The following is a 10265-nucleotide window of genomic DNA, read 5'->3' as shown; positions in this document are numbered from 1 at the left end:
CCGGCGATCCTGGCGGCGGTCGTAGCCTTGGCCGCTATCCTCACATCGATCGGCAATGCCACCGACAGTTTCGCCCGCTTCGCACAGGCGCTGCGCGACCGGCGCCGACATGGCGGTCCCCAAAGCTATGACATTGCCGGCCCGGCCGAGCTGCGCGACATCGTCTCGGCCGTGAACGACTATCTTCAGGATGAACGCGCACAGCTGGAAAAACGCGCCACGGTCCTGTCGGGGGTCAGCCACGATCTGGGCACCCCTGCCGCGCGGGTGCGGCTGCGCGCGGCCTTGATCCCCGACCCCGACCTGCGCGAAAAGCTGGAATCGGACGTCGACCAGATGACCGGGATGATCGAAAGCGTGCTGACCTATACCCGGTCGGAGTTGAGCGTCGAGGAACCGCGGCAGATCTCACTGACCTCGCTGGTCGAGTCGCTGGTGGCCGATTACCAGGACATGGACCTGCCGGTGAATCTGCAGCAGATCGCCCCGGTCGAAGTCGAAGGCGCCTCCTCTTTGTTCATGTCCCGGCGCGGCCACGCCAGCCTGCCGGAGAGCCGGCGCATCCTGGTGATGGCCCGCCCGATCTCGCTGCGGCGGGCGCTGACCAACCTGATCGACAACGCGCTGAAATACGGTCGGCACGCCAGGGTTGCGCTGGAGACCGATGCCGAAACCGCCACGGTCATCGTCGAGGACAAGGGCACCGACCTGACGGTCACCGATATCGAGGCGCTGATGGCCCCTTTCCGGCGCGGGTCCAACACCGGCTCGTCGGACGGGTTCGGCCTTGGCCTGACCATCGTCGCGACTGTGGCCGAACAACACGGCGGCTCCCTGCGGTTCGAGGCCGGCGAACAGGGGTTGCGCGCCCGGTTCACGATCCTGAGGTGACGCTCCGCCTCACGAGTAGCTGCGCACCAGCGCTCCCGCGATCAACGACCACCCGTCGGCGATGACGAAGAACGCCAGCTTGAACGGAAGCGACACCGTAGCCGGGGGAACCATCATCATACCCATCGACATCAGCACCGCGGCTACCACCAGGTCGATGATCAGGAACGGCAGGAAGATCAGGAACCCGATCTGAAATGCGCGGGCGATCTCGGACAGCATGAAGGACGGCATCAGCACCGACAGAGGCGCCTGCGGCGACAGCTCCAACGTTTCGCCATTCGGCCGCAGGGCAGCCATCGCCCGGAACGTATCGGCATCCAGCCGCGCGGCCATGAATTCGCGAAACGGCACCAGCGCACGCTCCAACGCAGGCTCGACGTCCATCGTTTCCTCGACCATCGGCCGGATTCCGGTGTCCCAGGCCTGGGTGAAAACCGGTTCCATGATGAAATAGGTCAGGAACATCGCCAGGCTGACGATCAGCATGTTGGGCGGCGACTGTTGCAGCCCGATCCCCTGCCGCAGAATTGCCAAAACCGTCACGAGAAACGGAAAACAGGTGACCATGATCGCCAGCCCGGGCGCCAGGCTGAGCACGGTGATCAGAAGAATCAACTGGATCGTGCGCGCCGATATCGAGCCGCCCTCGCCCAGAGACAGCGACAGCTCCTGGGCCGAAGCCAGTGCCGGCGCCAGCAACACCGCCGCGAGGATCAGCCAGAATCCGCCGCGCATCATCCCAGCCCGGTCTTGAAATCCGATATCTCGGTCAGGCGCACGGCAAGCTGGCCGGCATGCTCCCCCTCCATCTCTTCCAGCAGACCACGCGCAACCAGTTGATCGCCGACATACAGGTCGACCGGATCCTCGACACGTTTGTCCAGCGTCAGAACCGCGTTTTCGCCCATGTTCAGCAGGTCGCGAACCAACGGACGCGCCCGGCCGACCGAGACGGTCACTTCGATCGGCACCGTCTCGAACGGGTTGTGTTTTTCCGGTTTGGGGGGCGGGTTTTCACTCATTTGCCAAAGCCTCTTTTGCCTCGAATACATACGCGTTGAACGCTGCGGCGATCGTCTCCAACAGCGCCGCGCAATCGACCTCGGCGCGGGCCATGCCGACCTGCAACCGCGCCTGACCCGGCTGCAGCGCCGGGTCCTCGACCACCTTGGGTGCGGGGTCGATGCCGCCGGGCAACAGCGCCGAGACGTCCTCGGCCGCGCCCGGAGGCACGACCAGGTGCACCGGCTGGGCAACCTGTTCACGTGACAGTTCGCACAACTGTTCGACTACGCGCGCCGCAAAACCCTGATCGATGGCCTGCGGCAGAACCACCTGCACGAGCGACTGGAACATCGGCTCGAGCGACAAGGTCATGCGGGTCAGCGCCTCGTGATAGCTGAAAGACAGGTCCGCGAAGGCGGCGCGCAACTCTTCGGTCAGGGCAGCCCGGCCCTGCCCCTGAGCCTGCAACGCGTCCTCCCAGCCGGCCCCGTATCCCTTTTCAAAGGCTGCGAACCGTTCTTCCTCCAACGCTTCCTCGTCCAGAAGGCGCATCGGGGCGCCTTCGGCCTGGGCGGTGAAATCCTCGAGCAGATGGGCTATCGACATCACACCTTCTCCTCGCTTTCCTCAAGCCAGCTGCGCAGGATTTCGACCGTTTCCTCCTGCTTGTCGCCGATCATGCTGCGCAGACGCGCGACCGCATCCTCGGACGTGGCTTGCGCAATTGCGGGGACCGCACCTTGGTCGGCGGCCGGGGCAAGCGGCGCGAAATCCTGATCCTGGCCGTCGGCGATCTCGCCGACCAGATATTGGGCATCCGGTGCCGTCGACCGCTCGGCCGCCGGCGGCAATGCCGCGACCGGAGCGTTGGTCAGGATCGGACGGATCACGAATAGCCCCATTACCAACGACACGATCGCCAACACCGCCATCTGGATCAACGACATCGTGTCCAGATGAATGTTCTGCCAAGTCGAGGCCGAGGCCAGGGTTCCCTGCGGCTCCACCTGCGGCAATTCCATCGACTTGAGCGTGATCACGTCCCCGCGTTCGGCATCGAAGCCGACCGCCGAGGCCACCAGTTCGCGCAGGGCCTCAAGCTCGGTGTCGGGCATCGGCTGGAACACCGACGCTACCGACGCATCCACCGTGCGCGTGCCGTTCACCATGACCGCCACGGTCAGGCGCTTGATCGCCCCCGGGGCGCGATGCACTTCCAATTCGGTCTCGGACACCTCGTAGTTCACACGCTCGCGGGTCTGGGTCGCGGTCGAATTCGACTCGTCCCCGCCGGCGGCATCGCCATCCGGCAGGTTCGACGCCACGGTGACGTCCGAAGACTGGTTACGCGAGCTGTCCGAGCGTTCCTCGATATCGGTGCTGATGGCAACGCGGCCCTTGGGATCGAACCGCCGCTCGCGGATCGACTCGGTCTCGGTCACGGTATCGACGCTCACCTCGACCACGGCATTTCCGGGGCCAACGCGTGCCTCGACCAGGCGCAACACCCGCTCGCGCAGCTGCTTGGCCTTGTCGTCGGCCGTATCGGCAGCGACCGTGGCCTCTTGCGGGCCGACGACCGCGCCGTTGGAATCGATCACCGCAACATCCTCGGGCGCCAATCCGGTCACCGCCGAGGCGACCAGGAAACGGATTGCCTTGGCCTGCTCGGCCGTCACCCGGGCGCCAGCCGGCACAAGATAGACCGAGGCCGTGGGGGCGACCGACCGCTGGAACGGGTTGGACGACCCGTTCGCGATATGCACCCGCGCCTGGCTGACATGGGGACTGCTGACGATGGTGCGGGCCAGTTCACCCTCTTTCGCGCGCCAATAGGCGGCGTCAAACATCTGCGACGTGGTGCCGAACCCACTGAGCGAATCGAGCAGTTCATAGCCCCGATTGCCATTGGCCGGCAGGCCCTCGGACGCCAGCGTCATGCGCAGTTCATCCCGCTGGGAGGCTGGCACATAGATCGAACCGCCCCGGATCTCATATGCGACGCCGCGTTGATCCAGTGCGCGAACGATGTCGCCCGCCGCGCCGCTTTCCAGCCCGGCATACAACAGGGTCATCGATGGAGAAGTCACCAGCCGCGACATGGCCAGCACACTCAGGAATACCAGGATCGCGGCGCCCGCCACGATGATTTGCTTGCGCCTGTCCAAACTTGCCCAGACAGTTCCGATCTGCTGCACGCTCACCTCCGACTCGCCGACATTCTGTGCGGCTCGTCCCTTGTTTGGACGATTGCCCTTAACAATCGGTTAGTCCCTGCAGGGTTATGACGGTGTCCGAACGCAAGAATGAGGCCGCCATGACGGACGCGACTGCAGAACAGGCAGAAGTCCCTGAAAAATCGGGTAAAGCAGGGCTGATCGTTGGGCTCGTGCTGGCCTTGGCTGGCGCTGCCGGCGGGTACTTTATGACCAGTTCAGGGCTGTTGCCACTGGGCCGCGATTCGCATGAAGAAACGGCGGAAAAGTCCCCCGCCGGCCATGTGGCGCCGAACGTTCAGTTCGTCGACCTGCCGGAGGTCATCGTTGCGGTAACCACCGGCGATTCGCGGCACCTGAAATTCCATGCTCAGCTCGAGGTCGAGGCCGGATACGCCTCGGAAGTCGAGGCGATGAAACCCCGAATCGTGGATGTCATGAACAGCTATCTGCGCGCAGTCGATCTGTCGGACCTCGAGGACTCGCTGACGTTGGTGCGGATTCGCGGCCACTTGCTGCGGCGCATCGGCATGGTCGTGGGCGAGGGCCGGGTGCGTGACGTTCTGGTCATGGAATTCGTGTTGAACTAGGAGGCGAAATTGGAGCTGATTGCGGACATTCTTCTGGCGGCAGGCGCGCTTGGGGCGGGCTTGTACTGTTTCGTTCTGGCCCGGCGCCTCAAGCGGTTCACCGACCTTGAGAAAGGGGTCGGCGGGGCGGTTTCCGTGCTGTCCGCCCAGGCGGAAGAGCTGAGAAAATCCCTGGACGCGGCGCGAGCGGCCTCGGATCAGTCTGGGCAGCGACTGCAAGGCCTGACCGAACGCGCGGAATCGGTTGCCAAACGGCTAGAGCTGATCATGGCCTCGATGCACGATGTGGTGCCCGCGACTGGCTCGGATACCGAAAAAAAGAACGAATCGCCGCAACCTGACGACCTGGTTCGACCTGACGAACCGCCCACGGCACCGGCCGAACCGGAATTCAACGAGTCCGAAGCGGGCGTAGCCGACGCAGGAAGCGGCGAAACAGAAAATGGCGCGAGCGCAGGTGAAGAGACAGCGAAAGACGCCTCGGGCGGAGGTGATACCGAGCCGAACGACGAACCTGACGCAAGGGGCGGTTCGGAGAAGGGCGCCGAGGAGGCAAAGGCGATGCCCAAAGGCGTCCTGTTCTTCCGTCATACGACTCAAGGCGGTGAGGCGCGACAATGACCTCCGCCCCGCAACATGCGCAACCGCGGGCGCGCGGAGGGGTATTGACCCTGATCTCCGCGTTGATGATCGGGTCCGCCGTCATCCGATTGGGGCTTGAGGCGGGGCCCGCCCTTGCCCGCGCACCCAAAGCTGCGGCCGAGCACCACGATCCACAACCCCAAGCCTCGGACCTGAACGCGCTTCTGGCCGAGCTGTCGCAGCGGGAAACCGCGCTCCGACAGCGGGAGAACATGCTGCGCGAGAAGGAAAAGGTAGTCGAGATCGCGGAAAAGACGATCGCACAGCGCCTTGCCGATCTGCGGAAGGCAGAAGAGTCGCTGCGGGAAACTCTGGCCGTTGCCGACCAGGCGGCCGAGCGGGATCTGGCGCGTCTGACCGATGTCTACCAGAACATGAAGCCGAAGGACGCCGCAAAGTTATTCGAAACGATGGACCCTGTATTCGCCGCGGGTTTCCTGGCGCGCATGCCCTCGGATACGGCCGCCGGCATCATGGCCGGGCTGAACCCTCAGGTGGCCTATACGATCAGTGTCGTCTTGGCAGGCCGCAATGCCAACGCACCTACGGAGTAGGCCGTTGCCCCACCACTCCAAATGTCGCCCTGTCGGAGAGCAAGCATGATTGGAATTCTTGGTATTGTCGTCATTTTCGCGATGGTTTTCGGCGGTTATCTTGCCGCCGGCGGCAAGATGGCCATCATCCTGAAATCCCTGCCTTTCGAGATGATGATGATCGGTGGGGCCGCTGTCGGCGCTTTCCTGATCAGCAACGACATGTCCGCGGTCAAGCATACGGTCAAGGATCTGGGAAAGGTGTTCAAGGGCCCAAAATGGAAACCCGAAGACTATCGGGACCTGTTGTGCCTTTTGTTTTCACTGATCCGGCTGGCCCGGTCCAACCCGGTCGAGGTCGAGGGGCATATCGAGGATCCGGAAAACTCCTCTCTGTTCGCGGCGTATCCCAAGATTCAGGCCGACAAGGAAGCCGTCGACCTGATCTGCGACACCTTGCGGTCTGCGGCGATGAACTATGATGACCCGCACCAGGTCGAAGAGGTTCTGGAGAAACGCATGGAAGCCAATTTTCAACATGCCATGCATTCCAGCCACGCTCTTCAGACGGTTGCCGACGGCCTGCCGGCCTTGGGAATCGTTGCTGCGGTTCTGGGTGTGATCAAGACCATGGGGTCGATCGACCAGCCGCCGGAGGTTCTGGGCAAGTTGATCGGGGGCGCATTGGTCGGGACCTTCCTGGGGGTGTTTTTGGCTTATGGCCTAGTCGGCCCGTTCGCCGGAAAGCTGAAAGCGGTCGTCGAGGAAGACAACCATTTCTACCAACTGATCAAGGAAGTTTTGGTCGCCAACCTTCACAACCACAACGCGGCGATGTGTATCGAGGTCGGACGGCAGAACACGCCGACCCACAACCGGCCGAATTTCACTGAACTGGAAGAAGCACTAAAGGAAATCAAGCAGGCGGCGGCATGATGCGAAGGCTGGCTATGGCATTTGCTTTTCTGAGCTTCGCGACCGGAGGAGCAGTGGCGCAAACCACCATTCCGGTGCGATCGGGCGAACATGACGGCTATACCCGGCTGGTGGTGCAAGTTCCGACCGGAACCTCCTGGCGGCTGACACATCGCAAGAAGGGGGCCACCCTTTCGCTGGCCCTGACCGACGTGGTGTTCGACATGAAATCGGTATTTACACGCCTGTCGGGCAACCGGCTTTCGGGCCTCACGCAAGCGCAGCCGGGCGCGCCGCTGGAAATGGAATTCGGCTGCGACTGTGCGGCAACCGCTTTTTTGTTCAAGGACACGATGGTCGTGGTGGACATCGCTCCGGGGAAGGCGCTGCCCTTGCCCGATCTCGATATCCCGCCACCGGTTCTTCCCCGCGTGGACCAGGCGACACCGGCCAAAGACCTGCCTTTGACCCATCTGGCCGAACCTTTACTGCGCCTGAGCCGGCAAGACATCGAAGACCGTCTAGCCACCCGCTTCCTGCAGAGTGCCGACCGCGAGATCGTCGATCTCGACCTGTCGGGCGTCGGGCCGCGCGCCTCGACGCCGCCTCCGCCGACTTTGCTTGGGTCCGACCTGTCACCAAACCTGGCGATAACCTCGGTTTTGGACGAGTTGGGCTTCATGGCGAATTTGCCATTGCCAATTCTGGAACCTGGGCCGGCCTGCATCTCGGACGCCGCATTGGACTTCGAGTCCTGGACAGATGGCCGTCCGTTCCATCAGCAGGTGGCAGACCTACGCCGCGCCCTGTTCCAAGAGTTCGATCGCATCGATCCAGACGCCGTGATCAGGCTTGCCGAGGTCCTGACCTATTTCGGCTTCGGAGCCGAAGCGGTACAAACGTTGGGCCTGCTCTCCCAGGTTCCCGAGGAAGCAGAGTGGATTGCCGGCATTGCGACGGTCATCGATGCGCTTCCATCCGACGGGCCGCCACCATTCGAGGGGTTGCAACGTTGTGACGGTGCAATAGCGCTTTGGGCCGCGCTCGCCCAAGGAGAGTTGCAGCCCGAGGCTCGGCCGGAAACAGTCGAGCAATCGTTCCAACGGTTGCCCGAACATCTGCGGCGCCATCTTGGTCCCAGATTGGCGCAGGTCTTCACGAAGGCCGAAGAACTGGAGGCTGCCCGCAGGATTCTGCGCTCGGTGGAGCGCATCGAGCCAGAAGTCAGCGCCGAAACCAACTTGGCAAAGGCCCAAGTCGCCTCAGCCGCGGAAGACGCGCAAAGCAGCAGAACGTTGCTGAGCAGGGTGATCGAGGATCCCAAGGCGCGGGTCGAAGCTCCGTTGGCTCTGGCAAGGCTGATCGAGCAGCAATGGGCCGACCGTGGCGCGATCACCCAAAGACAGCTGGACCTTGCCGGGACCTATGCCGTTGAACTGAAGAACTCGGAACTCGGGCCCGTCATGGCTCGCAGCCATGCCGTAGCGCTGAGCCTGTTCAACGAGTTTGAACCGGCATTCCGGCTTTCCACGGCTCATGTGGGGGACGCCGATTGGGATGGCACTCAGAACCGTATCCTGCAGTTGATGGCAGAACGGGCGGATGACGGTACTTTCGTCCGCATGACCTTCGCGATGGATCCGTCGCTGGTTCAACGCCTCAGCACCGACACCGCCCTGGCCCTGGCCAAGCGATATGCCGATCTGGGTTTTGCCTCGCAGGTCCAGCGGCTGGTCGACAAAGGGCAAGACCGAACCCGCCAGCGCGACCGAGCATGGCTGCGCGCCCGCGTCGCGATGATGGAAGGCCAGCCGCGACAGGCGCTGGAAGAACTGGCAGATGACCGATCCGAGCGGATCCAGCGTCTGCGGGCCGCGGCACTGACCGAACTGGGCGAATTTGAGGAAGCCGCAGGGATCCTGACCGAGTTGGGAGAGGATGTCGAGGCCGCCCGGCTGTCGTGGTTTGCGGGTTCGCCAAGGGCGCAGATCAACCTTTCGGACGGTCGAGTGGGCCGGTTGATGGCCTTGAGCGCTGAACTGGATAACGCGGCGGAACGGTCACCGGAATCGCCCTTGAAGGACGCGCGGGAACTGTTGGAGACCAGCACCGGAACGCGCGAAAAAATCCGAGATCTGCTGGCTCTTGTCGAAACGGACGCAGAATGACGACCTTGAACCGACCATGGGCGTCGCGCCGAGGCTTGCAAAGTTCGTCCGCCAGCTCAAGATGGGCTGACCGAAATACAAACCCATGAGACAGGCCCCGAACCGGCCTGTCAGGTCTGGACGAAATGCGCAGTTTTCTGGCCATTCCCGCAACGCCGGATCTGGTGCGGTTCTGCCGCGTCCTACAATCCGGCTTTTCCGGAGGTCGCCCGGTTGTGGCAGAGAATCTGCATGTCACACTGGCTTTTCTGGGGGACACGCCGGAAGAACAACTTTCCGTTCTGCATGTTGAATTGGAGCGCGTTCAGCACCCTGCCTTTTGCATCCGGTTCGACGGTTTGGGAATGTTTGGAAACACCATACACTTGGCCGTTGCGAAAAACCCGTCCTTGCAGGAATTGCAGACGAAAACTCTGCAACTGGCGCGAAGGGCGGGCATCGACGTACCGCGGCGCAGATTTCGGCCGCACATCACCATCCAGCGCGGCGCGAATCCGGCTCTGCTCAAGGGTTTTTCCGGGTTCTTGCCGGATGCGCCAGACATGCCGGTAGACCGGTTCGCGCTTTTCTCCTCGACCCTGACTCCGCAGGGATCGCGGTATGATCGGCTTGCCGACTATCCCCTGCTGCCCGACACCTGACATCGGGCGGGGCGGGCGTTACCGGTCAAGGCCCGGGTAGAGAAAGCTGGCAACTCGGTCGAACCGCGCATCGGGGTCGACCAGGTCGAGAACAGCCTCGGCCAGCGTCTTGGCATCGCCCCCCATCTGCGGCGTCGCGAATTCCAGGAATTTGCCAATGACATCCTGGCGCGACATCGGCGCTTCGGGGCCACCCCGGGCATGCGTGTCCCCCGAGTGCAACAACCGGCCGTCGCGTGTCGTGACCGAGACGTCCGCCCAGCGTCCGGCTGGAAACCGGGCCGAGTGCCGATCGCATGTTCGAACCGAAATTCGTGACATGAACCCGACCACGTCCGTGTCAGCTAGCCCCGACCCCATCAAGTGTTCCACTCCGATCCGGCCGTGCACCGCTTGCACCGCAACGGCGAAGGGCAGCGAGTACTGAGCCTGAGACGTCGTCTGCGGCACGCCGGAAAACAGCTGGCATGCCTCATGAAAGGTATTGATATCAACATGGGCGATCCGGTCATGGGTCAGACCGTGCGTGTGCATCACCGTGCGCAGCCCGTCTATGGCGGCATGGGCCCAGCGGCAGATCGGATAGGGTTTCACATATTGATGTTCCATCTGCCAAAACGTGCCGAGGTCCTGCCAATAGGGTGCGGCGCGGTCCTCCTCG

General features: G+C 63.0%; 12 protein-coding genes. 7 read left to right on the top strand and 5 right to left on the bottom strand.

Going from position 1 to position 10265, the window contains the following annotated elements:
* Window positions 1-891 (top strand): sensor histidine kinase (locus tag AC2FMN_RS17060; protein ID WP_496689653.1); only part of this gene is annotated, 891 nt, incomplete at its 5' end.
* Between the two features lie 9 nt (window positions 892-900).
* Here the strand turns inward: AC2FMN_RS17060 and fliP are convergent.
* From fliP to fliF, 4 genes are read right to left on the bottom strand one after another with little or no spacing between them, the layout of a single operon-like run.
* Window positions 901-1632: a flagellar type III secretion system pore protein FliP gene (gene fliP, locus AC2FMN_RS17055; RefSeq protein WP_496689651.1), complete on the bottom strand. Its 732-nt coding sequence runs from the start codon at window positions 1630-1632 to the stop codon at window positions 901-903.
* A complete protein-coding gene (locus AC2FMN_RS17050; RefSeq protein WP_490361532.1) occupies window positions 1629-1916 on the bottom strand; it encodes a FliM/FliN family flagellar motor switch protein in 288 nt (95 codons plus the stop codon). The genes fliP and AC2FMN_RS17050 overlap by 4 nt, the downstream gene beginning before the upstream one ends.
* Complete coding sequence (locus AC2FMN_RS17045) at window positions 1909-2505, bottom strand: FliH/SctL family protein (protein ID WP_496689649.1); 597 nt, start codon at window positions 2503-2505, stop codon at window positions 1909-1911. The genes AC2FMN_RS17050 and AC2FMN_RS17045 overlap by 8 nt, the downstream gene beginning before the upstream one ends.
* Entirely contained in the window at window positions 2505-4097 is a 1593-nt protein-coding gene (gene fliF / locus AC2FMN_RS17040; protein WP_496689648.1) for a flagellar basal-body MS-ring/collar protein FliF, read from the bottom strand. Before fliF ends, AC2FMN_RS17045 begins: the two co-directional genes overlap by 1 nt.
* Window positions 4098-4183: 86 nt before the next feature.
* On the opposite strand from fliF, the gene AC2FMN_RS17035 reads away from it, so the two are divergent.
* From AC2FMN_RS17035 to thpR, 6 genes are all read left to right on the top strand, one after another.
* Window positions 4184-4705 (top strand): flagellar basal body-associated FliL family protein, encoded by a 522-nt coding sequence (locus AC2FMN_RS17035; protein WP_496689646.1) that lies wholly within the window; start codon window positions 4184-4186, stop codon window positions 4703-4705.
* A 9-nt stretch (window positions 4706-4714) separates the two neighbouring features.
* Window positions 4715-5326: a hypothetical protein gene (locus AC2FMN_RS17030; RefSeq protein ID WP_496689644.1), complete on the top strand. Its 612-nt coding sequence runs from the start codon at window positions 4715-4717 to the stop codon at window positions 5324-5326.
* Entirely contained in the window at window positions 5323-5901 is a 579-nt protein-coding gene (locus tag AC2FMN_RS17025) for a MotE family protein (protein WP_496680008.1), read from the top strand. Before AC2FMN_RS17030 ends, AC2FMN_RS17025 begins: the two co-directional genes overlap by 4 nt.
* A 45-nt stretch (window positions 5902-5946) precedes the next feature.
* Entirely contained in the window at window positions 5947-6816 is an 870-nt protein-coding gene (motA, locus tag AC2FMN_RS17020) for a flagellar motor stator protein MotA (RefSeq protein ID WP_496689642.1), read from the top strand.
* A 14-nt stretch (window positions 6817-6830) separates the two neighbouring features.
* Window positions 6831-8963: a hypothetical protein gene (locus AC2FMN_RS17015; RefSeq protein WP_496689640.1), complete on the top strand. Its 2133-nt coding sequence runs from the start codon at window positions 6831-6833 to the stop codon at window positions 8961-8963.
* A 125-nt stretch (window positions 8964-9088) separates the two neighbouring features.
* Entirely contained in the window at window positions 9089-9604 is a 516-nt protein-coding gene (gene thpR / locus AC2FMN_RS17010) for an RNA 2',3'-cyclic phosphodiesterase (RefSeq protein WP_496680012.1), read from the top strand.
* An 18-nt stretch (window positions 9605-9622) separates the two neighbouring features.
* On the opposite strand, the gene AC2FMN_RS17005 is transcribed toward thpR, so the two are convergent.
* Window positions 9623-10265 (bottom strand): MmgE/PrpD family protein (locus AC2FMN_RS17005; RefSeq protein ID WP_496689638.1); only part of this gene is annotated, 643 nt, incomplete at its 5' end.

The sequence above is a fragment of the Ruegeria sp. BHSC037 genome, from assembly GCF_059613045.1.
Note: the sequence above shows the minus strand (reverse complement) of the source record. Positions and strands in the feature narration are given on the sequence as shown.